This is a genomic window from Streptomyces fragilis (genome assembly GCF_003112515.1).
Taxonomy (GTDB): domain Bacteria; phylum Actinomycetota; class Actinomycetes; order Streptomycetales; family Streptomycetaceae; genus Streptomyces; species Streptomyces fragilis.
The window spans coordinates 160,696-185,232 of sequence record NZ_BEVZ01000009.1 but is presented as its reverse complement, the minus strand read 5'-3'; the positions used below and the strand labels follow the sequence as shown (position 1 = coordinate 185,232).

At 74.3% G+C, this 24,537-nt stretch carries 23 protein-coding genes and 1 pseudogene; 12 read left to right on the top strand and 12 right to left on the bottom strand.

Annotated features, from left to right (window positions below; genetic code table 11):
* Positions 1 to 3 precede the first annotated feature (3 nt).
* On the bottom strand, positions 4 to 813 hold the full coding sequence (locus Sfr03f_RS26915; protein WP_108956776.1) for an IclR family transcriptional regulator: 810 nt from the start codon (positions 811 to 813) through the stop codon (positions 4 to 6).
* A 170-nt stretch (positions 814 to 983) separates the two neighbouring features.
* Here Sfr03f_RS26915 and Sfr03f_RS26910 point away from each other — a divergent pair, with 170 nt between their 5' ends.
* Complete coding sequence (locus Sfr03f_RS26910; RefSeq protein WP_108956775.1) at positions 984 to 2,447, top strand: aldehyde dehydrogenase family protein; 1,464 nt, start codon at positions 984 to 986, stop codon at positions 2,445 to 2,447.
* A 58-nt stretch (positions 2,448 to 2,505) separates the two neighbouring features.
* Here the strand turns inward: Sfr03f_RS26910 and Sfr03f_RS26905 are convergent, their stop codons facing one another.
* From Sfr03f_RS26905 to Sfr03f_RS26885, 5 genes are all read right to left on the bottom strand, one after another.
* Positions 2,506 to 3,483, bottom strand: coding sequence for an aldo/keto reductase (locus Sfr03f_RS26905; protein ID WP_108956774.1), 978 nt, complete (start codon positions 3,481 to 3,483; stop codon positions 2,506 to 2,508).
* Between the two features lie 134 nt (positions 3,484 to 3,617).
* Complete coding sequence (locus Sfr03f_RS26900; protein ID WP_108956773.1) at positions 3,618 to 4,409, bottom strand: SGNH/GDSL hydrolase family protein; 792 nt, start codon at positions 4,407 to 4,409, stop codon at positions 3,618 to 3,620.
* Between the two features lie 82 nt (positions 4,410 to 4,491).
* Entirely contained in the window at positions 4,492 to 5,508 is a 1,017-nt protein-coding gene (locus Sfr03f_RS26895; RefSeq protein WP_108956772.1) for a hemolysin family protein, read from the bottom strand.
* Positions 5,505 to 6,893: a hemolysin family protein gene (locus Sfr03f_RS26890; RefSeq protein WP_108956771.1), complete on the bottom strand. Its 1,389-nt coding sequence runs from the start codon at positions 6,891 to 6,893 to the stop codon at positions 5,505 to 5,507. Before Sfr03f_RS26890 ends, Sfr03f_RS26895 begins: the two co-directional genes overlap by 4 nt.
* 313 nt (positions 6,894 to 7,206) lie before the next feature.
* Positions 7,207 to 7,680: a C40 family peptidase gene (locus Sfr03f_RS26885; RefSeq protein WP_108956770.1), complete on the bottom strand. Its 474-nt coding sequence runs from the start codon at positions 7,678 to 7,680 to the stop codon at positions 7,207 to 7,209.
* A gap of 652 nt (positions 7,681 to 8,332) precedes the next feature.
* Between Sfr03f_RS26885 and Sfr03f_RS26880 the strand changes: the two genes are divergently transcribed.
* The 6 genes and pseudogenes from Sfr03f_RS26880 to Sfr03f_RS26855 form a co-directional block, all read left to right on the top strand.
* Positions 8,333 to 8,635: an urease subunit gamma gene (locus tag Sfr03f_RS26880; protein ID WP_108956769.1), complete on the top strand. Its 303-nt coding sequence runs from the start codon at positions 8,333 to 8,335 to the stop codon at positions 8,633 to 8,635.
* Positions 8,636 to 8,650: 15 nt separating this feature from the next.
* Positions 8,651 to 8,962 carry an urease subunit beta gene (locus Sfr03f_RS26875; protein ID WP_108956768.1) on the top strand — a complete coding sequence of 104 codons (312 nt, stop codon included), beginning with the start codon at positions 8,651 to 8,653 and terminating at the stop codon, positions 8,960 to 8,962.
* The gene (locus Sfr03f_RS26870; RefSeq protein WP_245967776.1) at positions 8,955 to 10,694 is read left to right on the top strand and encodes an urease subunit alpha; all 1,740 of its coding nucleotides are present in this window, start codon (positions 8,955 to 8,957) and stop codon (positions 10,692 to 10,694) included. The genes Sfr03f_RS26875 and Sfr03f_RS26870 overlap by 8 nt, the downstream gene beginning before the upstream one ends.
* A gap of 28 nt (positions 10,695 to 10,722) precedes the next feature.
* Entirely contained in the window at positions 10,723 to 11,397 is a 675-nt protein-coding gene (locus Sfr03f_RS26865) for an urease accessory protein UreF (protein ID WP_108956766.1), read from the top strand.
* A 115-nt stretch (positions 11,398 to 11,512) separates the two neighbouring features.
* On the top strand, positions 11,513 to 12,190 hold the full coding sequence (gene ureG, locus Sfr03f_RS26860) for an urease accessory protein UreG (protein WP_108956765.1): 678 nt from the start codon (positions 11,513 to 11,515) through the stop codon (positions 12,188 to 12,190).
* A pseudogene (locus Sfr03f_RS26855) lies at positions 12,187 to 12,951 on the top strand (urease accessory protein UreD); the annotation flags it as partial. The gene ureG and the pseudogene Sfr03f_RS26855, both read left to right, overlap by 4 nt.
* Positions 12,952 to 13,423: 472 nt before the next feature.
* On the opposite strand, the gene rocD reads toward Sfr03f_RS26855, so the two are convergent.
* Both rocD and ddaH read right to left on the bottom strand, forming a co-directional pair.
* A complete protein-coding gene (gene rocD, locus Sfr03f_RS26850) occupies positions 13,424 to 14,770 on the bottom strand; it encodes an ornithine--oxo-acid transaminase (protein WP_108956764.1) in 1,347 nt (448 codons plus the stop codon).
* Positions 14,767 to 15,579: a dimethylargininase gene (gene ddaH, locus Sfr03f_RS26845; RefSeq protein WP_108956763.1), complete on the bottom strand. Its 813-nt coding sequence runs from the start codon at positions 15,577 to 15,579 to the stop codon at positions 14,767 to 14,769. The genes rocD and ddaH overlap by 4 nt, the downstream gene beginning before the upstream one ends.
* A 146-nt stretch (positions 15,580 to 15,725) precedes the next feature.
* On the opposite strand from ddaH, the gene Sfr03f_RS26840 reads away from it, so the two are divergent.
* The 5 genes from Sfr03f_RS26840 to Sfr03f_RS26820 are packed head-to-tail and all read left to right on the top strand — an operon-like array spanning position 15,726 to position 20,121.
* Complete coding sequence (locus Sfr03f_RS26840; RefSeq protein WP_108956907.1) at positions 15,726 to 16,475, top strand: LytR/AlgR family response regulator transcription factor; 750 nt, start codon at positions 15,726 to 15,728, stop codon at positions 16,473 to 16,475.
* Positions 16,476 to 16,491: 16 nt separating this feature from the next.
* Positions 16,492 to 16,890 (top strand): hypothetical protein, encoded by a 399-nt coding sequence (locus tag Sfr03f_RS26835; protein WP_108956762.1) that lies wholly within the window; start codon positions 16,492 to 16,494, stop codon positions 16,888 to 16,890.
* A 22-nt stretch (positions 16,891 to 16,912) separates the two neighbouring features.
* On the top strand, positions 16,913 to 18,652 hold the full coding sequence (locus tag Sfr03f_RS26830; RefSeq protein WP_108956761.1) for a sodium/solute symporter: 1,740 nt from the start codon (positions 16,913 to 16,915) through the stop codon (positions 18,650 to 18,652).
* Positions 18,649 to 19,881, top strand: coding sequence for a sensor histidine kinase (locus Sfr03f_RS26825; protein ID WP_108956760.1), 1,233 nt, complete (start codon positions 18,649 to 18,651; stop codon positions 19,879 to 19,881). Before Sfr03f_RS26830 ends, Sfr03f_RS26825 begins: the two co-directional genes overlap by 4 nt.
* 57 nt (positions 19,882 to 19,938) lie before the next feature.
* Positions 19,939 to 20,121 carry a hypothetical protein gene (locus tag Sfr03f_RS26820; protein ID WP_108956759.1) on the top strand — a complete coding sequence of 61 codons (183 nt, stop codon included), beginning with the start codon at positions 19,939 to 19,941 and terminating at the stop codon, positions 20,119 to 20,121.
* A 32-nt stretch (positions 20,122 to 20,153) separates the two neighbouring features.
* On the opposite strand, the gene Sfr03f_RS26815 is transcribed toward Sfr03f_RS26820, so the two are convergent.
* The 4 genes from Sfr03f_RS26815 to Sfr03f_RS26800 all read right to left on the bottom strand — a co-directional run bounded on the left by Sfr03f_RS26815 (position 20,154) and on the right by Sfr03f_RS26800 (position 24,515).
* The gene (locus Sfr03f_RS26815; RefSeq protein WP_108956758.1) at positions 20,154 to 21,110 is read right to left on the bottom strand and encodes a cytochrome c oxidase assembly protein; all 957 of its coding nucleotides are present in this window, start codon (positions 21,108 to 21,110) and stop codon (positions 20,154 to 20,156) included.
* A gap of 149 nt (positions 21,111 to 21,259) precedes the next feature.
* Complete coding sequence (locus Sfr03f_RS26810; RefSeq protein WP_108956906.1) at positions 21,260 to 22,285, bottom strand: 6-phosphofructokinase; 1,026 nt, start codon at positions 22,283 to 22,285, stop codon at positions 21,260 to 21,262.
* Between the two features lie 212 nt (positions 22,286 to 22,497).
* Positions 22,498 to 23,226, bottom strand: coding sequence for a type 1 glutamine amidotransferase (locus tag Sfr03f_RS26805; protein WP_108956757.1), 729 nt, complete (start codon positions 23,224 to 23,226; stop codon positions 22,498 to 22,500).
* Positions 23,227 to 23,273: 47 nt separating this feature from the next.
* Positions 23,274 to 24,515 (bottom strand): MurT ligase domain-containing protein, encoded by a 1,242-nt coding sequence (locus tag Sfr03f_RS26800; RefSeq protein WP_108956756.1) that lies wholly within the window; start codon positions 24,513 to 24,515, stop codon positions 23,274 to 23,276.
* Between the last annotated feature and the right edge of the window lie 22 nt (positions 24,516 to 24,537).

The window sequence follows — 24,537 nt, the reverse complement described above, 5'->3', positions numbered from 1 at the left end:
GTGTCATTCGAGGTGCCCCATGCGGCGGGAGATCTCCTGCGCGGCATGGCGCAGCGGCCCCTCCAGGCGGGCCACCACGGCTTCGGCCGTGGCGTTCCACGCGCTCAGGTGGACGGCGACGCCCAGGGCCGCGCAGACGTTCCCGTGCCGGTCGCGCACCGGCACGGCCACCGACCTCAGCCCGGCCGTGAGCTCCTGGTCGTTGAGGGCCAGACCGGTCCGCCGGATCTCCGCCAGCGCCGAGACCAGCTCCTCGCGGGCGGTGATGGTCCGCGGCCCGCGGCGCGCGAGATCGGTCCGGTCCAGGATCGCGCGGACGGACGCCGGGTCCCGGTGGGCCAGCAGCACCTTGCCCATCGACGTGCAGTAGGCGGGCAGCCGGGTCCCGATCTGGATGTTGAGCTCGATGCGGAAACCGGCCCGGCCCGGGCGGCGGCGGTCGACGTAGACGATGTCCGCGCCGTCCAGGACGGTCAGGCTCACCGTGTGGTTGGTCTCGTCGGCCAGCGCCTGCACGCTCCGGGCGCCGACCCGCGCGACGTCCAGCGTCCCCACCGCCGCCATGCCGAGGTGCATCGCCGTGGGCCCCAGCAGGTACTTGCGGCCGCCGTCCTCCTGCTCCAGGTAGCGCAGGGCCACCAGGCTCGCCACGTAGCGGTGGCAGGTGCTCTTGCTCAGCCCCGTCGCGTCGGCCAGTTCGACCAGGCCGAGCGGCCGGCGTCCGTCGGCGAGCGCGGTCAGGATCGCGAGGCCCCGCTCGAGGGCCTGGGCGCCGGTGCCGGAGGACACCGCCGGCTGCGGGGCTGCGGTCATGACGCGCAGCCTAGCCGGAACGCGGTTCTGGTGGATGGAACTTCTCGTTGACGCCGGTCCGCGTGCCGCAGCACGATCGGCCGCACGACGTCGTACCCGCTCCCGCATTCGCACCCGCACGCGCGCCGGCCGGCGCCCGCACCGGTGGTTTCTGTACGGAAGGAATCGTTGTGGCACTTCTGGACTCCGTCGACTGGCAGGGCAGGATCTTCAAGAACGGCGCCTGGGTGGCGGGCCGGGGCGGCGACTACGCCGTCGTGGAGCCGGCCACCGGCGCCGAGCTGGGCCGCATGGGCGCCGCCGACACCCAGGACGTCGCCGAGGCCGCCGCCCACGCGGCCGAGGCGCAGCAGGCCTGGGCCGCCCTCCCCTACACGGAGCGGGCCGCCGTGCTCCGCCGGGCGGGCGACCTGTGGAAGCAGCACGCGGACGAGATAACCGGCTGGAACATCCGCGAGGTCGGCGCCGTCCCCGGCATGGCCGGGTTCGCGCTGCACACCGCCGCCGAGGAGTGCTACGAGGCGGCCTCGCTGCCCGGCCGCCCGCTGGGCGAGCTGCTGCCGAGCGAGCAGCCGCGGCTGTCCATGGCCCGCCGCGTCCCGGCCGGCGTGGTCACGGTGATCGCGCCGTTCAACGTGCCGATCATCCTGGCGATCCGCTCGGTGGCGCCCGCGCTGGCCCTCGGCAACGCGGTCCTGCTCAAGCCGGATCCGCGCACCGCGGTCACCGGCGGCACGCTGATCGCCCGGATCTTCGAGGAGGCCGGCCTGCCCCCGGGCGTCCTGCAGATGCTGCCGGGCGGCCCGGACGTCGGCGAGGCGCTGGTCGTCGACCCGCACGTGCGGGTGATCTCGTTCACCGGCTCCACCGCCGTCGGCCGGCACATCGGCGAGCTCGCCGGCCGGCACCTCAAGCGCGCCCACCTCGAGCTCGGCGGCAACTCCGCGCTGCTGGTGCTGGACGACGCCGACGTGGAGGACGCCGTCAACCTGGCCGCCTGGGGCTCCTTCTTCAACCAGGGCCAGATCTGCATGACCACCGGACGGCACCTGGTGGCGAGCGCCGTCTACGACGACTTCGTGGCCGCGCTCGCGGAGAAGGCGCGGAGCCTGCCGGTCGGCGACCCCGCGGGCGGCGACGTCGCGCTCGGCCCGATCATCGACGCCGGACAGCGGGACAAGATCCACGCCCTGGTCACCGCGAGCGCCGCGGAAGGCGCCGAGGTGGCCGCCGGCGGCACCTACGACCGGCTGTTCTACCGGCCCACCGTGCTGGCCGACATGGCCCTGACCGCGCCCGCCTTCGCGCAGGAGGTCTTCGGCCCGGTCGCCCCGGTGACGCGGGTCGACTCCGTGGAGGACGCGGTGCGGATCGCGGGGGACAGCGAGTACGGGCTCTCGCTGGGCATCGTCACCAAGGACGTCATGCACGGTCTCGCCGTGGCGGACCGCATCCCCACCGGCATCGTGCACATCAACGACCAGACGGTGAACGACGAGGCGGTGGCCCCCTTCGGCGGGGTCAGGGCCTCGGGCACCGGCTCCCGGTTCGGCGGGGCGGCGGCGAACGTGGAGGCGTTCACCGAGACCCGCTGGGTCACCGTCCGCGGCACCACCGCCCGCTACCCCTTCTGATCACCGGCCCGGTCCCGTCCGGCGCCACCGGACGGGACCGGGTCCGCCGTCGCGGCACTCAGGCCGCCGCGCGCGGGTCCAGCAGGCCCTCGGCGAGCAGATCGGACCACAGCTGCTCGGGGACCTCCTTGCCGAACGCGGCCAGGTCGGCGCGCACCTCCTGGGCCGACCGCATGCCGACCACCACGCCCGCCACCGCCGGGTGCCGCAGCGGAAAGGCCAGCGCCGCCTCCGGCAGGGTCACCCCGTGCGCCGCGCAGACGTCGGCGACGCGCCGCGCGCGGTGGACGACCTCCGGGGAGGCGGCGGCGTAGTCGAAGAAGGCACCCGGGGAGGGGCGCGGCGTGGAGAGCAGCCCGGAGTTGAAGACGGAGGCGGCGAGCAGGGAGACGCCGCGTTCGGCGCAGGCGGGCAGCAGGTCGTGCGCCGCCCGCTGGTCGAGCAGGGTCCAGCGGCCGGACAGCATCACCACGTCGACGTCGTGCTCCCGCACCAGCCGGGTGAGCAGCGCGGTGTCGTGCATCCCGGCCCCGACGGCGCCGACCACGCCCTGGGCCCGCAGCTCGGCCAGGGCGGGCAGACCGGTGCGCAGGGCGTCCTCGAAGTGGTTCTCCGCGTCGTGCAGGAGGAGCACGTCCACCCGGTCGGCGCCGGTCCGGGCCAGCGAATCCTCCACGGAGCGCAGCACGCCGTCGCGGGAGAAGTCCCACTCCCTGCGGTGCGTGGCCGGCACCTCGAAACTCTCGTCCGTCCGCCCCGCCGGGTCCTGGGGCACCAGGAGCCGGCCGACCTTGGTGGACAGGGTGACGGCCTCCCGGGGCCGTGTGCGCAGGAAGTCGCCCAGCCGCCGCTCGGCGAGGCCGATGCCGTAGTGCGGCGCGGTGTCGAAGAAGCGGATCCCGTGGTCCCAGGCCGCGGACAGGGCCTCCGCGGCCGTCGCGTCGTCCAGCGGCTCGTACAGGCCGCCGAGCGGCCCGGTCCCGAACCCGAGTTCGGTCACCTCGACGGTGCTGCGCCCCAGCCGACGGGTCCTCATGCCGCTCCCCTCCGCACCGGCGCGGAGGTGCTCCGCGCCGGGGACGAACGTACCCGTCGTGCCCCAGCGTCACACCGGCCCCTCGCCTCCCACGCGCACCGGGCCGGCGGCCGGGGCGGCCGGACCGCCGGGCCTCACTCGTAGGGCAGCAGGTCCGCCCGCTTGGGCAGGAGGCCGTCGCCGGAGGAGCGGCCGGTCAGGCGGCGGGCTATCCAGGGGAGGAGGTGGACGCGCGCGAACCGGGCGTCGGCGACCCGCCGCCGCAGCCAGGGGTCCGGGGGAGTGGGGGCCATCGGCACGTGCCAGTCGTGGTCCTCCGGGTCGTACCCGAGACCCTGCCAGACCGCCTCGGCGACCCGCCGGTGTCCTTCCGCGTTGAGGTGGATGCGGTCCACGTCCCACACCCGGGGGTCGCCCAGCGAGGGCGCCCCGTAGAGGTCGATCAGCACCGCTCCGTGGCGCGAGGCCAGCGAGTCGAGGGTCTCGAAGATGACCTCCATGCGCGGACGGAACCGCTCCATCACCGGCCCCTGCCGCCCCGGGCTGCGCATCAGCACCAGCTGCTTGCAGGCCGGCGCCAGCCGCTCGACGGCCTCCTCCAGCATCCCGGTGACCCGCTTCAGGTCGCAGTTGGGCCGCATCGCGTCGTTGAGGCCGCCCACCAGCGTGATCACGTCGGCGCCCATCTCCGCGGCGAGGCCGACCTGCTCGTCGAGGATCTGGCCGATCAGCTTGCCGCGGATCGCCAGGTTGGCGTACCGGAAGCCTGGTGTGCGGGCGGCCATCCGGGCCGCGAGGAGGTCTGCCCAGCCGCGGTAGGTGCCGTCGGGCATCAGGTCCGACATGCCCTCGGTGAAGGAGTCGCCGAGCGCGACCAGGCTGGAGTGCGTGGGGGCGGGATCCGCCGGATTCTTCTGCGTCTGCATGGCGAGGCAGATCGTATCCCCGCCGCATACCGCTCGGTCGGTCGCCCCCCGGTCCCACCGGGGGGCGACCGACCGAGGAGGGTCAGGCGGCGGGCTGCCCGAACAGCTCGCGCAGCACGTCCTCCATGGTCACCAGCCCGGTCAGACGGCCGTCCGAGCCGAGCACCGCGGCCAGGTGGGTGCGGCTGCCGCGCAGCGCGGTGAGCACGTCGTCCAGCGGGGTGTTCTCCCGCACCCGCGCGATCGGCCGCATGTGCTGGACCCGGAACGGCAGGTCCCGCGGCATCGCGTCCAGGGCGTCCTTGACGTGCAGGTAGCCGATGATGCGGCGCTCGTCGTCGACGACCGGGAAGCGGGAGAACTTCGTCTCCGCGGAGAGGGCCTCCAGCTGGGCGGGGGTGACGCCCAGCGACACGTACCGCACCTTCTCCAGCGGCAGCAGGACCTCGCCCACCGGGCGGCGGCCGAGCTCCAGCGCGTCGTTCAGACGCTCCCGGGCCCGGTCGTCGATCAGGCCCGCCTCCCCGGAGTCCTTGACCATCTGCGCCAGCTCGGCGTCCGAGAAGGAGGCCGTGACCTCGTCCTTCGGTTCCACCTTGATCAGCTTCAGCAGGGCGTTGGCGAAGGCGTTGACGGTGAAGATCACCGGACGCAGCGCCCGGGAGACGGTGACCAGCGGCGGCCCGAGCAGCAGCGCCGTGCGCACCGGCTCGGCCAGCGCGACGTTCTTCGGGACCATCTCGCCGAGCAGCATGTGCAGGTAGGTCGCCACGGTCAGCGCGATCACGAAGGAGACCGCGTGGCCCGCGCCGGACGGCACGCCCACCGCGTGGAACAGCGGTTCCAGCAGGTGCGCGATGGCGGGCTCGGCGACCACGCCGAGGACCAGGGTGGACAGCGTGATGCCCAGCTGGGCCGCGGCCATCAGCGCGGAGACGTGCTCCAGGCCCCAGATGACCCGCACGGCGCGGCGGTCGCCCTCCTCGGCGTGCGGCTCGATCTGGCTGCGCCGGACCGAGATCATGGCGAACTCGGCGCCGACGAAGAAGGCGTTCAGGACCAGGGTCGCCAGGCCGATCAGCAGTTGTACGGCGGTCATCGGGTCGCTCCCTGTCCCTTCCCGGCGTTCCTGCCGGACTCGGCGTCCGCGTCGGTGTCGACGCCCTCGGCGCCGGCGTCGGCCGGCGGGGCGGTCAGCAGCACGCGGGCGGCCCGGTGGCCGGAGGCGTCCAGCACCTCGGCCCGCCAGCCCTCGATCTCCACGACGTCCCCGACGGCCGGTATCCGACCCAGGGCGGTGGCGACCAGGCCGGCCAGGGTCTCGTAGGGCCCGTCCGGGGCGCGCAGCCCGATCCGGGCGAGCTGGTCGGTGCGGGCGGCGCCGTCGGCGTCGTAGACCGCGCGGCCGTCGGCGTCCGTTCCGGCGGGAGCCAGGTCGGGCGTCTCGAACGGGTCGTGCTCGTCGTGGACCTCGCCCACGACCTCCTCGACGATGTCCTCCAGCGTCACCACGCCGGCGGTGCCGCCGTACTCGTCGATCACCACCGCCATGGTGCGCCCGCCCGACAGCCGGTCGAGCAGCCGCTCCACGGTCAGGGACTCGGGCACCAGCAGCGGCTCGCGCAGCAGCTCCGAGACATGCACCCGGGACCGCCGCTCGGCGGGCAGCGCGAGCACGTCCTTGATGTGCACGGTGCCCACCACCCGGTCCAGGTTGCCCCGGTACACCGGGAAGCGGGACAGCCCGGTGGCGCGCGTCGCGTTGGCGACGTCCTCACAGGTCGCCTGGGCCTCCAGGGCGACCACCTGGACGCGCGGGGTCATCACGTTCTCCGCGGTCAGCTCCGCCAGGTTCAGCGTGCGGACGAACAGCTCCGCGGTGTCCGCCTCCAGGGCGCCCTGCTTCGCGGAGTGGCGCGCCAGGGCGGCCAGCTCCTGCGGGCCGCGCGCGGAGGCCAGCTCCTCGGCGGGCTCGAGGCCCATCCGGCGCACCACCCGGTTGGCGGTGTTGTTCAGGTGGGTGATGAACGGGCCGAAGACCGCGCTGAACACGCGCTGCGGCGTCGCCACCTTGCGGGCCACGCCCATCGGCGAGGAGATCGCCCAGTTCTTCGGGACCAGCTCGCCGACGACCATCAGGAAGACGGTCGACAGGGCGGTGCCGAGCACCAGGGCCACCGAGCGCGAGGCGCTCTCGGACAGGCCCAGCGCGCCCAGCGGTCCCGAGATGAGGGCGGCGATCGACGGCTCGGCGAGCATGCCGACCACCAGGTTGGTGACCGTGATGCCGAGCTGCGCGCCGGAGAGCTGGAAGGTCAGGTTGCGCACGGCCTTCAGAGCGCTTTCCGCGCTCCGGTCGCCCTTCTGGGCGGCGCGCTCCAGCTCGGCGCGCTCGACCGTGGTCAGGGAGAACTCCGCCGCCACGAAGGCTCCGCAGGCCAGCGAGAGCAGGACCGCGAGGAGCAGGAGGAGGACCTCGGTCATGGGGTCGCCCCCCTGTGGTCGCCGGGGAGGGGGGATCGTGCGGAAAAGGCGCAGCCGGGGCTGCTACTGGGAGGCTCGCCCATGGGCGGACGCTCACGCACCTTTCGAGAGATGGTCAGGATCACCGTGATCGGTGGCACCCCCAGGGTAAAGGACGGGCAAAGCGGCCCGCGGGTGAGGGCCTCGACCCGGAAACGAGTACCCCTGGGGCGGCGTCGCATGAGGCGCCGGGGCACGGAAAGAACGGAAGAACCGCCCCGGCTCCGGCGGTGGGGCCGACGGGTCCGGGGCGGCGGGCTTCCGGGGCGGCGGGTCAGCGCACCCGCCCGTACCAGACGCTCCTGGTCCAGATCTTCTGCAGGCGCACCACGTCCCCCGTCTTGGGCGCGTGCCACATCCTGCCCGAACCGGCGTAGATGCCCACGTGGTAGACGTACGAGCCCGAGTGGAAGAAGACCAGGTCCCCCGGCCTGCGCTTGGACGCCGAGACGTGGGTGGACCGGTTGTACTGCTGCGCCGCGGTGCGCGGCAGGGTCTTGCCGGCCTTCTTGTACGAGTACAGCGTCAGTCCCGAGCAGTCGAACGCGTGGGGTCCGGTGGCGCCGTAACGGTAGGGGGCTCCCTTCTTGGAGGCCGCCACCTTCAGGGCCTTGGAGCCCAGGGTGGCCGCCTGCGCCTCGGCTGCGAGGCCGGGAGCGGCGATGCCGCCTCCGAACGCGGCGAAGGTCAGGACCGAGGCCGTTCCGGCCCGGGTCAGCAGGGACGGGACTCGATTGGGCACGGTCATGCACAACCCTTCGACAGCCGCCTGTGAAGGATGACCTGTCGGATTCGGGCCGCGAAGTCGCCCGGCCGCCCGAAGGCGGCTTCACCCCAAGGACCGCGCGGAACCAGTCCGGCGGCCCGTCGTGCTCGGGTCCTCCACTCCTGCCGATCCACTCCTGTCGACCCGTCGCCCGGCCGGCGGCAGGATTCGGCGTCCGCCCGGGCCGCCCCGCCGCGGTGGCGGGGGCTTGTCGTCGGGAGGATCTTGGCGCACTCGCGGCCCGGGATCATCCCTGGAGGGCGTGTTGTGGACTTCGTCACCATTGAGCCGTTCGGGTGGACAAAGTGGCCTGTGTCCCTCGGTAACGAATTCTTACGAGGCTCTCACCAGCGGTGCGGCGGCCGGCCCGGGCCGGCGTCCAGGCGCGCGGGGCAAATCGGGAGGTCCGTCGGAAGGAGCGGCGTCTACGCCGAACGACGGTACTTCTTCTGGTGCGTTTGAAAGGCGGCGCACCGGGGTGGCGGCGGGGCCACCACCGGGGGCACGCGGTGTACGCGCCGCCGTGCGACGGCCGCGCGCCGCGCCCCCGTCGGCGACGGCGCCGTTAACGCCGCCGAAACGCACCGCCGTTAGCCTCCGGGGACGCCACCGGGCCACTGCTGAGGGGGATGCCGTGCGACTGACTCCGCACGAACAGGAGAGGCTGCTCATCCATGTGGCGGCCGACGTCGCCGAACGGCGCAGGGCCCGCGGACTGCGGCTCAACCACCCGGAGGCGGTCGCGCTGATCGCCTCCCACGTGCTGGAAGGCGCCCGCGACGGCCGCACCGTCGCCGAACTGATGCGCTCCGGCCGCACCGTGCTCGCCCGGGACGACGTCATGGAGGGCGTCCCCGAGATGATCCCCGACGTCCAGGTCGAGGCGACCTTCCCGGACGGCACCAAGCTGGTCACCGTCCACGACCCGATCGTCTGACGAAGAGGGGCCGCCGTGATTCCCGGAGAGTTCGTCCTCGAGGAGACGCCCGTGGTCCTCAACGAGGGCCGCGAGGTCACCCGTACCACCGTGCTGAACGTCGCCGACCGCCCCGTGCAGGTCGGCTCCCACTACCACTTCGCCGAGGCCAATCCCGGCCTGGAGTTCGACCGCGCGGCCGCTCGAGGGCGCCGGCTGAACGTGGCCGCCGGCACCGCCGTGCGGTTCGAGCCGGGCATCCCCGTCGAGGTCGAGCTCGTGCCGCTGGCCGGACACCGCGTGGTGCCCGGCCTGCGCGGGGAGACCGGAGGCCCGCTCGATGCCTGAGACGCCCCACGGCCGGCGGATGACGCGCGCCGCCTACGCCGACCTCTTCGGCCCCACCACCGGGGACCGGATCCGGCTCGCCGACACCGACCTGCTGGTGGAGATCGAGGAGGACCGCTGCGGCGGCCCCGGACGCGCCGGGGACGAGGCGGTGTTCGGCGGCGGAAAGGTGATCCGCGAGTCCATGGGCCAGTCCCGGGCCACCCGCGCCGAGGGCGCCCCGGACACCGTGATCACCGGCGCGGTGGTCCTCGACCACTGGGGAGTCGTCAAGGCGGACGTCGGCATCAGGGACGGCCGGATCACCGCCCTCGGCAAGGCCGGCAACCCGGACACCATGGACGGCGTCCACCCCGACCTGGTGATCGGCCCCGAGACGGAGATCGTCGCCGGCAACGGCCGGATCCTCACCGCGGGGGCCGTCGACGCGCACGTCCACTTCATCTGCCCGCAGATCGCCGACGAGGCCCTGGCCTCCGGGGTGACCACCCTCGTCGGCGGCGGCACCGGGCCGGCCGAGGGCTCCAAGGCCACCACCGTCACCCCCGGTCCGTGGCACCTGGCGCGGATGCTGGAGGCGATGGAGGCCCACCCGCTGAACATCGGCCTGCTGGGCAAGGGGAACACCGTCTCCCAGGAGGCACTGCTCTCCCAGATCCGCGGCGGCGCCGTCGGCCTCAAGCTGCACGAGGACTGGGGATCCACGCCCGCCGCCATCGACGCGGCGCTCACCGCGGCCGACCGCACGGGCGTCCAGGTCGCCATCCACACCGACACCCTCAACGAGGCCGGCTTCGTCGGCGACACCCTCGCCGCGATCGCCGGCCGCGGCATCCACGCCTACCACGCCGAGGGCGCGGGCGGCGGCCACGCCCCCGACATCATGACCGTGGTCTCGCACCCCAACGTGCTGCCCAGCTCCACCAACCCGACCCGGCCGTTCACCGTCAACACCACCGAGGAACACCTCGACATGCTGATGGTCTGCCACCACCTGAACGCGGCCGTCCCCGAGGACCTGGCCTTCGCCGAGTCGCGCATCCGGCCCTCCACCATCGGCGCCGAGGACGTCCTGCACGACCTGGGCGCCATCTCGATCATCTCCTCCGACTCCCAGGCCATGGGCCGGGTCGGCGAAGTGGTCCTGCGGACCTGGCAGACCGCCCACGTCATGAAGCGCAGACGCGGCTCCCTGCCCGGCGACGGCCGGGCCGACAACCTGCGCGCCCGCCGCTACGTCGCCAAGTACACGATCAACCCGGCGCTCGCCCAGGGCCTGGCCGCCGAGATCGGCTCGGTGGAGCGCGGCAAGCTCGCCGACCTGGTGCTGTGGGAACCGGCGTTCTTCGGCGTCAAGCCCCATCTGGTGCTCAAGGGCGGCCAGATCGCCTACGCGCAGATGGGCGACGCCAACGCCTCCATCCCCACGCCGCAACCGGTGCTGCCCCGCCCGATGTTCGGGGCCCTCGGGCGCGCCCCGGCCGCCAACTCGGTCAACTTCGTCGCCCCGGCGGCGATCGAGGACGGACTGCCGGAGCGGCTGGGCCTGGGCAAGCGGTGGGCGGTGATCGACTCGACGCGGCGGATCGGCAAGGCCGACATGCGGGAGAACGACGCCCTGCCCGACGTGCGGATCGACCCCGACAGCTTCGCCGTGCACATCGACGGCGAACTGGTCGAGGCGACACCCGCCGCCGAACTGCCCATGGCCCAGCGCTACTTCCTCTTCTGAACTTCCTCCTGTGAGCGAGGGCCCGCCGATGAACCGCGCCGCACTGCTCCTGCTGGCCGACGGACGCTTCCCCGCCGGAGGCCACGCGCACTCCGGCGGCGCGGAGGCAGCCGTCCGCGCGGGCCGGATCACCGACGCCGCCTCGCTGGAGGCCTTCTGCCGTGGCCGGCTGCACACCGCGGGCCTGGTCGCCGCCTCCCTCGCCGCGGCGGCGGCGCTCGGCGCGGAGCCGGGAGAGCTGGACGCGGCCGCCGACGCGCGCACCCCGTCGCCCGCGCTGCGCGACACCGCCCGCCGGCTCGGCCGGCAGCTGCTGCGGGCCGGCCGGACGACCTGGCCGGGCGGGCAACTCGACGCGCTGGCGACGGTCTTCCCCCGGGGCCTCCACCAGCCGGTGGTGCTCGGCGCCGTCGCCCGCGCGGCCGGACTCGGACCGGAGGACGCCGCGTACTGCGCCGCCTACGAGAGCGTGGGCGGACCCGCCACCGCGACGGTCCGGCTGCTGAGCCTGGACCCGTTCGACGCCACCGGGGTGCTCGCCCGGCTCGCCCCCGATACCGACCGGGTCGCCGGCCGCGCCGTGCGGGCGGCCCGCGAGGCGCTCACCGACGGGGTGGACGCGCTCCCCGCCGCCTCGGCTCCGCTGCTGGAGATCTCGGCCGAGGCCCACGCCGCGCGAGGGGGCCGCCTGTTCGCCTCCTGACGCCGGCCCCGCCCTCCCTCTCCTGTGCCCGTCCTGCCGTCCCTCTCCTGTGCCACCCGCGCCGTCCTCCTCGACGTCCGCCCCTGCCGCCCGTCCTGACGAAGGAGCCCCGCCCATGCACCTGCACCGCCACCACGACGGCCTCGGGGGATCGGGAGCCGCCGCCCACCGCCCCGACGGAACGCGCCGCGCGCTGCGGCTCGGGCTCGGTGGCCCGGTCGGCTCCGGGAAGACCGCCACGGTGGCCGCGCTCTGCCGTCAACTGCGGCCCGAGCTGTCGCTGGCCGTCGTCACCAACGACATCTACACCCGCGAGGACGCCGAGTTCCTGCTGCGTGAGGCGGTGCTCCCGCCGGAGCGGATCACCGCCGTGGAGACCGGAGCCTGCCCGCACACCGCGATCCGCGACGACATCTCCGCCAACCTGGAGGCGGTGGAGGAACTGGAGGAGCGCAGCGGGCCGCTCGACCTGATCCTCATCGAGTCCGGCGGCGACAACCTGACCGCCACCTTCTCCCGCGGCCTGGTGGACGCCCAGATCTTCGTGATCGACGTGGCGGGCGGCGACGACATCCCGCGCAAGGGCGGCCCCGGCGTCACCACCGCCGACCTGCTGGTCGTCAACAAGACGGACCTGGCGCCCCACGTCGGCGCCGACCTGGCCCGGATGGCCGCCGACGCCAAGGCCCAGCGCGCCGAACTGCCGGTCGTCCTGCAGTCGTTGCGCGGCGAGGCCGGGGTCGCGGAGGTCGCCGCCTGGGTACGGGAGCGGCTGGCCGCGTGGCAGGCCTGAACACGCGGCCGCACCGCGGGACCGCCGGGGTGCGGGCGCACGCGCGGATCGCGGCGCGGCCCGACGGACGCGGAGGCACCGCGCTGCCGGTGCTCGCCGGCGACGGGCCCCTCGCCCTGCGGCGCACCCGGGGCACGGGGGACGAGGCGCGGGTGACCGTGGTCGGGGCGATGAGCGGACCGCTCGGCGGCGACCGGTTCCTGCTCGAGGCGGAGGTGGCCGAGGGAGCCCGGCTGCGGGTGGGCTCGGCCGCCGCCACGCTCGCCCTGCCCGGCCAAGGCGGGGAGCCCGCCCGGTACGAGACCCGGCTGCGGGTCGGCGCGGGCGGCGCGCTGCGCTGGGAGCCGGAGCCCCTGATCTCGGTGCGCGGCAGCGACCTGCGGGTCCACACCCGGGCCGACGTCGCCGCGGGCGGCCGGCTGCTGCTCCGGGAGGAACTGGTGCTCGGCCGCCACGGCGAGCCGCCCGGCACGCTCGCCTCGCGGCTGACCCTGCGGGTGGCCGGGCGGCTCCTGCTCGACCAGGACCTGGCCTGCGGACCCGGCGCGCCCGGCGGCTGGGACGGGCCCGCGGTGCTGGGCGGTCACCGCACGGTCGGCCAGGTGCTCCTGGTCGCCCCGGAGTTCGCCTCCCGCCCCCCGGAGCCCCGCCTCCTCGGCGACACGGCCGCCCTGGTCCCGCTCGACGGGCCCGCCGCCCTGATCACCGCCGTCGCCCAGGACGCCCTGACCCTGCGCCGCCTCCTCTCGGAGGCGACGGCGGCGGCGGAGGAGGCGATGGCCGCGGCGACCGGCGCGGCGGCCGAGGCGCCCGGCGCGGCGGGCGCGGCGACCGGCGCGGCGGACGGGCCGGCCGGGACCACGCGGGCCGATGCGCGCCCCGCCGGGTCGACGGCCCGCTGAGGGGACGCCTCGCCGAGGCGAGGGTCCGCCGAGGCGACGGCCGGTCGAGGCGAGGGTCCGCCGAGGGGACGGCCGGTCGAGGGGACGGCCGGTCGGCCGAGGGGACGGCCGGTCGAGGGGACGGTCGGCCGAGAGGGCCGGTCGGCGGAGGCGACGCCCCGCCGGCCGTCGCCGGGCACGGTCGGCGGATGCGACGCCCCGCCGGCCGTCGCCGGGCACGGTCGGCGGATGCGACGCCCCGCCGAGGGGACGGTCGGCCGAGGCGGCGCCCTCCCGCGCGCCCCGGTCACGCGGGGAGGGTGAGGACCCTCTCCGCCCTCCCGCGCCCCGGTCACGCGGGGACGGTGAGGACCCTCTCCAGCGCCGCGAGGGCCCCGCGCAGCTGGTCCTCGGTGACGGTGAGCGGGGGAGCGACGCGGATGGTGGAGCCGTGGGTGTCCTTCACCAGGACGCCCTCGGCCAGCAGCCGCTCGCCGATCTCCCGTCCCGTGCCCAGCGCGGGGTCCACGTCGATCCCCGCCCACAGACCGCGCGTCCGGAAGGCCCGGACCCCCCGGCCCACCAGAGGCGCCAGGCCGTCCCGCAGCACGATGCCCAGCTCCGCCGCCCGCCGCTGGTACTCGCCCGTCTCCAGCAGCCCCACCACCGCGGAGCCCACCGCCGCCGCCAGCGGGTTGCCGCCGAACGTCGACCCGTGCGTGCCCGGGCCGAGCACGCCCAGCACGTCACGCCGGCCCACCACCGCGGACACCGGCACGATGCCGCCGCCCAGCGCCTTGCCCAGCAGCACCAGGTCGGGGGTGACCTCCTCCAGGTCCACGGCCAGCGTGGAGCCCGACCGCCCCAACCCCGACTGGATCTCGTCGGCGACGAACAGGCAGCCCGCCCGCCGGGTGATCTCCCGGACCCCCGTCAGGTAGCCGTCGTCCGGCACGATCACCCCTGCCTCGCCCTGCACCGGCTCCAGCAGGACCGCCGCCGTCGAGTCGTCCACGGCCGCCTCCAGCGCGGCCAGGTCGTTGTACGGGACGATCCGGAAGCCCGGCGCGAACGGGCCGAAGCCGGCCCGCGCCGACTCGTCGGTGGAGAAGCCCACGATCGTGGTGGTCCGGCCGTGGAAGTTGTCGGCGGCGACCACGATCGTCGCCCGGCCGTCGGGGACGCCCTTGACCTCGTAGGCCCACTTGCGCGCCACCTTGACCGCGCTCTCCACCGCCTCGGCGCCGGTGTTCATGGGCAGCACCATCTCCTGCCCGGTCAGCGCCGCCAGCCGCTCCGCGAAACCCGCGAGCTGATCGTTGTGGAAGGCCCGCGAGGTCAGCGTGAGACGGTCCAGCTGCCGGTGGGCCGCCTCCACCAGCACGGGATGGCGGTGCCCGAAGTTGAGAGCCGAGTAGCCGGCCAGCAGGTCCAGGTAGCGGCGGCCCTCCACGTCCTCCACCCAGGCGCCCTCCGCCCGGGCCACCACGACCGGCAGCGGATGGTAGTTGGGCGCGAGGACGGCCTCCTCGGCGCGGATCAGCCCGGCGGAGTCCCGCCTGCCGCCGGATCCGGAGCCGGAGCCAGGGCCAGGGCCGAAGCCGGGGCCGGAGCCCGGGACGCCGGGGGAGTCGATCCCGCGGCCGTCGGGGTCGCCGGGGCCGCCGGGGCGGCCGGAGGGAACGGTGGGCGCGGTCATGATCGGACCTCCAGGGTGCAGCACTTGATGCCCCCGCCGGCCTTGCGGAACTCCGACAGGTCGACGGGGACGGGGACGTAGCCGAGACGCTCCAGCTCCTCGCCCAGGGAGATCGCCCCGGGCGCGACGAACACGTGGCGTCCGTCGGAGACGGAGTTCAGACCGAAGGCCAGCGCGTCGCCCAGCGTGGCGATCACCGCGTGCGGGAACAGCCGCTCCAGCAGCTGACGGCTCTCGGGCGCGAAGGCGTCCGGGTAGTAGGCGACGTTCTCGTCGTCGAGGGCGAACAACGCGGTGTCCAGGTGGTAGAAGAACGGGTTCACCAGCCGCAGCCCCACCACCGGCACGCCGAACAGCTCCTCGGCCTCCCGGTGCGCCTCCGGCGTGGTGCGGAACCCGGTCCCCGCCAGCACGCGGCCGCCCACCGGCACCAGGTCGCCCTCGCCCTCGCACACCGACCGGGCCCGCCGCACCGGGATGCCGGCGTCCTTCAGCCACAGCTCGTAGTAGTCCGACTCGCCGCGCCGCTGGGGCGCGTGGAACACCGACCCCAGCGCCCGCCCGCCGAGCACCAGGGCCGCGTTGGCGGCGAACACCATGTCGGGCAGCCCCGGCGCCGGCGGCAGCGTCTCGACGACGTGGCCGTGCGCCCGGAAGGAGGCCACCAGCGACTCCCACTGCCGGTGCGCGCGGCGGACGTCGACCTCCTCGTCCGGATGCATCCAGGGATTGATCGCGTAGGACACGTCGAAGTGTCGGGGCTCGCACATCAGGAAGCGCCGGGGGCGCGACTGTCGTCTCACGGCCATGCCCCCACGTTAGGAAGAGGGCATAGCGCCGACAAGCGACCAAGCGGGGTGTTCCGGAGCGGATCGTGCGTCCCCGCCCCCGGGAGCGTTCCGGCATGCCGGGCAACCATGTCCAAATGTGCGATCAGCTCCTACACTCCACCTTCATGCTGCGCGCCCTCGCCGTCGACGACGAACGCCCCTCCCTGGGCGAACTGCTGTACCTGCTGGACGCCGACCCGCGGATCGGCAAGGTCGAGGGCGCCGGTGACGCGACCGAGGCGCTGCGCCGCATCACCCGCGCCCTGGAGTCCGGCCCCGACGGCCCCGAGGCCATCGACGTGGTCTTCCTCGACATCCAGATGCCCGGCCTCGACGGCCTTGAGCTCGCCCGCCTGCTCACCGGCTTCGCCAGCCCGCCCTTGGTCGTCTTCGTCACCGCGCACGAGGACTTCGCCGTGCGGGCCTTCGACCTCAAGGCGGTCGACTACGTCCTCAAGCCGGTCCGCCGCGAACGCCTCGCCGAGGCGGTCCGCCGGGCCCACGAGCTGCGCGCCGCGCGCATACCCGTGCACGAGCCCGAGCCGGACTCCATCGCCGTCGACCTCGGCGGGGTGCGGCGGCTGGTCCAGGTCGAGGACATCACCCACGTCGAGGCCCAGGGCGACTACGCCCGGCTGCACACCTCCGGCGGCAGCCACCTGGTCCGCGTCCCGCTGTCCACCCTCGAGGAACGCTGGCAGTCCCACGGCTTCGTGCGCATACACCGCCGCCACCTGGTCGCCCTGCGCCACATCGACGAGCTCCGCCTCGCCGCCGGCACGGTCAGCGTGCTGGTGGGGCATGTGGAGCTCCAGGTCAGCCGCCGTCACGCGCGCGAACTGCGCGACCTGCTGATGCGCCGCGGCGCCGCATAGGAAGCCGGCCCGCACCATGCCCCACGACCCCGCCCAGACCTCCGGGCGCCCCGGCCCCGTCCCCACCCGCGTGGTGGTCACCGGACCGCCGCGCCGGCACCGCGGCCCCGCCCACCGCACCGCCTACCGCCCCCGCACCGAGATCCACGAGCAGACCACCCTCGGCCACACCTACGTCCGCTCGCTGATGCGCACCCAGCTGCGCTCCGCGCTGACCGTCTTCGCGGTGCTCGTCGCCCTCGTCCTCCCGCTGCCGCTGCTCTTCGCGGCCGCGCCGCACGGCCACGCCCTGGAGTGGGCGGTGCTCGGCTTCTGCCTCTACCCGCCGCTGGTGCTGCTCGCCCGGTGGCACGTGCGCCGCGCCGAACGCCACGAGCGGGACTTCGTGCGGCTCGTCGAGGACCAGGACCGCTGACCGGAGAGCCCGTGACACGTCGATGAACGAAAGCTACGCGGTGGCCGCCGTCGCCCTGGTGGTGGTCGCCACCGCCCTGGTCGGCGCCTTCGGCCTGCGGGTCTCGCGCACCACCTCCGACTTCTACGTGGCCTCCCGCACCGTGGGCCCACGCCTCAACGCGGCCGCCATCAGCGGCGAGTACCTGTCCGCCGCCTCCTTCCTGGGCATCGCCGGACTCGTCCTCGTCCAAGGGCCCGACATGCTCTGGTACCCCGTCGGCTACACGGCCGGGTACCTCCTGCTGCTGCTCTTCGTCGCCGCCCCGCTGCGCCGCTCGGGCGCCTACACCCTTCCCGACTTCGCCGAGGCCCGGCTCGGCTCCCCCGCGGTGCGGAAGCTGGCGAGCGGCTTCGTCGTCGGGATCGGCTGGCTGTACCTGATGCCGCAGCTCCAGGGCGCCGGGCTCACCCTCAAGGTGCTCACCGGCGCGCCCGGGTCGCTGGGCTCGGTGATCGTCGCCGTGGTCGTGGTCGCCAACGTCGCGGCCGGCGGGATGCGCTCCATCACCTTCGTCCAGGCCTTCCAGTACTGGCTCAAGCTGACCGCCCTGCTGGTCCCGGCGCTCTTCCTGGTGCTCGCCTGGCGGGGCGACGGCGCGCCGGCCCGGGCGTTCGACGAGCCCGCCGCCTTCCGCGAGCACCGCACCGTGCGCGTCCAGGACACCGTGGAGATCCGCCTCGCCGAACCCCTCACCGTCACCGTCCACGGCAGCGTCGACGGGCGCCCGCACGACGGCGAACGGGTCGCCCTGCCCGCCGGCCCGCACACCGTGGAGGCCGGCGCCCGGCTCGGCTTCCCCGCCGGGGCCGAGGTGCCGGTGGCCCAGGGGCCCGGGGCCGACGGGGACGCAGCCCTGTCCGGCAGCGGCGGCCCCACCGGACAGGAACGCCCGCTGTACGCCACCTACGGCCTGATCATCGCCACCTTCCTGGGCACCATGGGCCTGCCGCACGTCGTGGTCCGCTTCTACACCAGCCCCCACGGGGTGGCCGCCCGCCGCACCACCGTCGCCGTGCTCGGCCTGATCGGCGCCTTCTACCTGCTGCCCCCGGTCTACGGGGCGCTCGCCCGCATGTACGCCCCCGAACTCGTCCTCACCGGCAACACCGACGCCGCGGTGCTGCTCCTGCCGGACCGCATGATCGGCGGTGTCGGCGGCGACCTGCTGGGCGCCCTGATCGCCGGCGGGGCGTTCGCGGCGTTCCTGTCCACCGCCTCCGGGCTCACCGTCGCGCTCGCCGGGGTCATCGCCCAGGACGCGCTGCCCTCCCGCGGGATCCGCCACTTCCGGGTGGGCGCGGTCACGGCCATGGCGGTGCCGCTCGCGGCGAGCGTGCTGGCCGGGCGGCTGCCGATCGCCGACGCGGTCGGCCTCGCCTTCGCGGTCTCCGCGTCCTCCTTCTGCCCGCTGCTGATCCTCGGCATCTGGTGGCGCAGGCTCACCCCGCCCGGCGCCGCCGCGGGCATGCTGGTCGGCGGCGGCTCCGCGCTCGCCGCCGTCTCCGTCACCCTGATCGGCCACCACCCGACGGCCGGCGTCCCCGACGCCCTGCTCGCCTGGCCCGCCCTCTGGTCGGTGCCGCTGGCCTTCCTGACCATGGTCGTCGTCTCGCTGGCCACCCCGGGCCGGATACCGCCGGGCACCGGCGCCGTCCTCGCCCGCTTCCACCTGCCCGAGGAGATCGGCGGCGCCGCCGTACGGAAGGAGGACGCGGCATGAGCGCCCTCGGCGGCTTCCTCGCCGGTCTCTGCGTGGCCCTGCTGCCGCTGACCGCCGCCGGTTTCTGGCTGGGCCGCCGCACCGCCCGGCGTTCCGGCCGGACGGCCTCGCTCGCCGGACTCGGCACCCCCGTCGAGCACGCCACCTTCGAGACCCTGCACACCGCCTCACTGGCCGCCCCGCCGCTGCGCGCCGGACTCACCGAGGAGACCGCCCGCCGCGCCGCCCGCCGGCTGCGTTCGCTGCTGGGCACCGACGCGCTCTGCCTCACCGATCTCGACCGGGTCCTGGTCTGGGACGGCGTCGGCGCCCACCACCGTGCCGAGATCATGGAACGCCTCGCCGGCCCCCTGGAGAGCGGCCGCGGCGAGGCGTTCCGGCTCGGCTGCGCCACCCCCGACTGCCCCCTGCGCTGGGCGGTCGTCGCCCCGCTCACCGTCGACGACCGGGTGCACGGAGCGCTGGTCGCCTGCGCCCCGGGGGAGTCCGCGGTGCTGGTGCGGGCCGCCGGAGAGGTCGCCCGCTGGGTCTCCGTCCAGCTCGAGCTCGCCGACCTCGACCGGTCCCGCACCCGGCTGATCGAAGCCGAGATCAGGGCGCTGCGGGCGCAGATATCGCCGCACTTCATCTTCAACTCGCTCGCCGTGATCGCCTCCTTCGTGCGCACCGACCCCGAGCGGGCCCGGGAGCTGCTGCTGGAGTTCGCCGACTTCACCCGGTACTCGTTCCGGCGGCACGGCGACTTCACCACCCTCGCCGACGAGCTGCACGCCATCGACCACTACCTGGCGCTGGTCCGCGCCCGCTTCGGCGACCGGCTGACGGTGACGCTGCAGATCGCGCCCGAGGTGCTGCCGGTGACCCTGCCGTTCCTGTGCCTGCAGCCGCTGGTGGAGAACGCCGTCAAGCACGGCCTCGAAGGCCGCGGCGACCGGTGCGGGATCGGCATCACGGCCCGGGACGAGGGCGCGGAGGCCGTCGTGGTGATCGAGGACGACGGCGCCGGCATGGACCCCGAACTGCTGCGGCGGATCCTCGCCGGGGAGGCCGGGCCCACCGGGGGCATCGGCCTGTCCAACGTGGACGACCGGCTCCGGCAGGTCTACGGGGACGAGTACGGGCTGGTCATCGAGACGGCCGAGGGCGCCGGCATGAAGGTCACCGTGCGGCTGCCGAAGTACCAGCCGGGCGTGCACCCCGCCGGGCCGGGAACCGGTGGCCTCCGGTGAGGGTGAGAAGCGGGGCCCGCGGGGCACCATGGGAGTAGCGGACCTGAGGAGGTCGCGATGCCCTCGATGCACGGCTCCGGCATACCCGGAAGCGCCAAGGCCATGGGAGCGCTCACCATGGGCGGTCTCGTCGTGGTGACGGCGTACTCGGTGGCCCTCGGAAGCAACGGCTGGCTGTGGTTCGGCTGGGTGGTGCTCGGGGCCCTGTTCCTGGCCCTGGCGGCGACGCGCGACACCTGACCGGCAGGACGGGCGGACCCCGAGCTCCCCTGTCAGCCCTGGCGGGCCGACCCCGCACGCAGGGAGGCGAGGTAGGCGTTGTACGCCTCCAGCTCCGCGTCGCCGTCGCGGTCGGCGGCGCGGTCCTTGCGGCGGGCCTGCCGCTGCTCGGAGCCGTGCCACTGGAACAGCAGCGCGATCAGCACCAGCACCGACGGGATCTCGCTGAACGCCCAGGCGATGCCGCCCGCCGCGTTGAGGTCCTCCATCGGGTCGATGCCCAGCGAGGCCGGCGGGTGGGCGAACGCGCCGATCATCGGCGTGGACGCCATCATCAGCGCGATGCCGAAGAAGGCGTGGAAGGGCATGCCCGCGAAGAGCTCCAGCATCCGCATCAGGTGCCCCGGGCGGTGCGGGCCCGGGTCGACGCCCATGATCGGCCAGAAGAACACCACGCCCACCGCGAAGAAGTGCACCATCATCGCCACGTGCCCCACGTAGGAGCCCATCAGCGTGTCCACCAGCGGCGTGAAGTACAGCGCGTAGAGGCTGGCGATGAACATCGGGATGGTGAACAGCGGATGCGTGACCACCCGCATGTAGCGGCTGTGCAGCAGCTTCAGCAGCAGCTCGCGCGGGCCGAGCGTGCCGCGGGCGGCCACCGGCAGGGCGCGCAGCGCCAGGGTGACCGGGGCGCCCAGCAGGATCATGATCGGGGAGAGCATGCTCAGCACCATGTGCTGCACCATGTGCACGCTGAACATGACCATGCCGTAGTCGTTGAGGCCGGTGCACATCACCAGCACCACGCTCAGCACGCCGGCGACGAACGACACCGTCCGGCCGACCGGCCACCGGTCGCCCCGCCGCGTCATCCGGACCACGCCCCAGCCGTAGAGCAGCAGCCCGAGCAGGCAGGCGACGAGGAAGAAGGCGTCCGGGGACCAGGCGAGCCCCCGGCCGAGCGTGAACGGGGGCAGATCCATGGCGCCGTGACCGCTGTGGTCCATCCGCCGGCTCCTGTTTCGTGGGGGTTGTGCAAATCTGTCCGCACCAGACTAGAACCGCCCCCGGCCGTGCCGGCGGCCGGGGGCGGTTCACCTGCGAGTCACCGACGGGCCGCAGGCGTCCAGGGGTGACTCAGGTCACCGGATGCGGGTCACAGCACGGTGGGAGCCTCGGCGTAGCGCTCCTCCGGCACGGTCTTGAGCGAGGCGACGGCCTCGGCCAGCGGGACGGTGACGATGTCGGTGCCGCGCAGCGCGGTCATCCGGCCGAACTCGCCGCGGTGCACCGCCTCCACCGCGTGCCAGCCGAAGCGGGTCGCCAGGACCCGGTCGTAGGCGGTGGGGGTGCCGCCGCGCTGCACGTGGCCGAGGATGACGGGGCGGGCCTCCTTGCCGAGGCGGCGCTCCAGCTCCACCGCCAGCAGGTTGGCGATGCCGGCGAAACGCTCGTGGCCGTAGATGTCCTTGCCGCCCTCGGCGAAGTCCATGGTGCCCGGGGCGGGCTTGGCGCCCTCGGCCACCACGACTATCGCGAAGCGCTTGCCGGCCTCGAAGCGCGCGCCGACCCGCTCGGTCAGCTCCTTGATGTCGAAGGGCCGCTCGGGCACCACGATCGCGTGGGCGCCGGCCGCCATGCCGGAGTGCAGGGCGATCCAGCCGGTGTGGCGGCCCATCACCTCGACGATCAGGACGCGCTGGTGGGACTCGGCGGTGGTCTTCAGCCGGTCCAGCGCGTCGGTGGCCACGCCCACGGCGGTGTCGAAGCCGAACGTGACGTCGGTGACCGCGATGTCGTTGTCGATGGTCTTCGGGACGCCCACGATGGGCAGACCGTTGTCGGACAGCAGGCGGGCGGCCTTCAGGGTGCCCTCGCCGCCGATCGGGATGACGGCGTCGAGACCGAGGTCCCGCAGGTGGCCCTTGGCCCGCTCCACGCCGTCCCGGAGGTCCTCGGGGCGGACGCGGGAGGAACCGAGGATGGTGCCGCCGCGGGCCAGGATGCCGCTGACCGCGTCGAGGTCGAGCTCGAGGTGGTCGCCGTCCAGCAGACCGCGCCAGCCGTCGAGGAAACCGATCACCTCGTCGCCGTGGGCGTCGACGGCGCGGTGGACGACGGAGCGGATGACGGCGTTCAGGCCGGGGCAGTCGCCGCCGGAGGTGAGCACACCAATGCGCATGGCGCGAAAGACCTTCTCGATGGGGGACGGCACCGGACCGCTTCGTCCGGCTTGATGCCGCCACCCTACCGGCGTGAAGGCCCCCGGCCGAACCCGGCGTCCGACAGCCGGACACCCCCGCTCACCTGTGCGGATGCCCCGTCAAACGGGCTCTTCGCAGGTGGGATCGGGGGTGTCCGGGGGGTGCTCGCGGTGCCGTCAGTGGCAGGCCGTCAGGCCGGCTGCGTGGCCGCCGTGATGCGCTCCTGACGCAGCGCCTCGTACCACCGGTCGTCGACCGGCGGGAGGGCGTTGACGTCGAGGGCGAGCTTCAGCAGGTGGTCCGCGATGTGCGGGTTGCGGGCCAGCACGGGACCGTGCATGTAGGTGCCGAAGACGGTCTCGTTGTACGCGCCCTCGGTGCCGTCGCCGGTGCCGTTGCCGTTGCCGATGCGGACCCGGGCGAACGGCTTGGCGCCCTGGCCGACATGGGTCACGCCCTGGTGGTTCTCGAAGCCGGTCAGCGGGGGCAGGCCCAGGCGCGGGTCGATGTCCGCGAGGACGTCGCCGACGCAGCGCACGCCCTCGCCGCGCACCGAGACCACGTCGAGCAGGCCCAGGCCCGGCTCGCGCTGGCCGAGGTCGTTGATGAACTCGTGGCCGAGGATCTGGTAGCCGGCGCAGACCGAGAAGACGATCGCGCCGTTGCCCACCGCGCGCTCCAGGCCGCCGTCGCGGCGCAGACGCTCCGCGGCGAGGCGCTGCGGGCGGTCCTCGCCGCCGCCGATCAGGTAGATGTCGCCGGAGGTCGGCACCGGCTGGTCGCTGCGCACGTCGATCCGGGCCACGTCCAGGCCGCGCTGGCGGGCCCGGCGCTCGACGACGAGGGCGTTGCCCTGGTCGCCGTAGGTGCTGAGCAGATCCGGGTAGATCCACACCAGCCGGAGTTGGCTGTCACTCATGAGTGGGTCCTCGAACTGTGAGTCGCTGGTCAGTCGCTGGTCGTGGGTCAGTTGCCGACGCGGCGGCGCAGATCCTGGAAGGCGGTGTAGTTGGCGATGACCTCGATCCGCCCGGGCGGGGCGAGGCGGACCGCCTCGTCGAGGTTCTGGCACACCTGGAAGTTCTGGTTGGCGACCTCCAGGCGCACCGCCAGGTCCAGCTTGCGGTCGCCGAGCACGAAGATCGGGTGACCGTTGAGCCGGCTGTAGTCGACGTCCCACAGCCAGGAGGTGTCGGTGCCGTCGGCGGAACGGGCGTTCACCGACAGGATCACCGGGGTCGGCGGCGGGTCGATCAGCGAGAACGTCTCCAGCCAGCCCGCCGGGTTCTTGGCGAGCAGCAGGCGCAGGTCGCGCCCCTGGAACTGGACGGTGTCGTAGCGGCCGGCCACCGCCTGCACGTGCGACATGCGCTCCAGCGCCACGTGCGGGGGCACGCCGAAGACGGCGGCGACGGCGGCGGAGGAGGCGGCGTTGGCGCGGTTGGCGCGGCCCGGCAGCTGGAGGTGGATCGGCCAGGCGCTGCCGTGCGGGTCCAGCACCTGGTCGCCGGAGAGCGCCCAGCTCGGCGTCGGACGGCGGAAGCCGCACTCTCCGCAGAACCAGTCGTCGCCCGGACGCTGCAGCACACCGCCGCAGGACGGGCAGGACCAGGCGTCGTCCTTCCACATCTGCCCGGCCGCGACCCAGATCACGTTCGGCGAGGAGGAGGCCGCCCAGACCACCAGCGGATCGTCGGCGTTGGCCACGACCACGGCCTTCGTGCCGGTCAGGCCCTCGCGCCAGTGCTCGGCCAGCATGCGGGTCTCCGCGGCGCGGTCCAGCTGGTCGCGGGAGAGGTTGAGCAGCGCGACGCACTTGGGGTCGGTCTCGCGGGCGACGGTGATCAGGTACTTCTCGTCGACCTCGATGACGCCGAAGCGGGCCTCGTCGTCACGGTCGGCCAGGGCCGAGGTGATGCCGGCGGGCATGTTGGCGCCCAGCGCGTTGGAGACCACCGGACCGGCCGCGCGCAGCGCCTCGGCGATCAGGCGGGTGGTGGTGGTCTTGCCGTTGGTCGCCGAGACCAGGGTGACGTCCAGGCCCTGCGCCAGCCGGGCCAGGAGCTCGGGGTCCAGCTTCAGCGCGACCCGGCCGCCGATCACCGAGCCGCTGCCGCGTCCTGCCGCCCGCGAGACGGCCGCGGCGGTCTTGCCCGCCGTCACGGCCAGCTTGGCCCGCGGCGAGAGCGGGTCCGAGGTGCCTGCCATCAGTTCTCGATCCTCCTTGCGT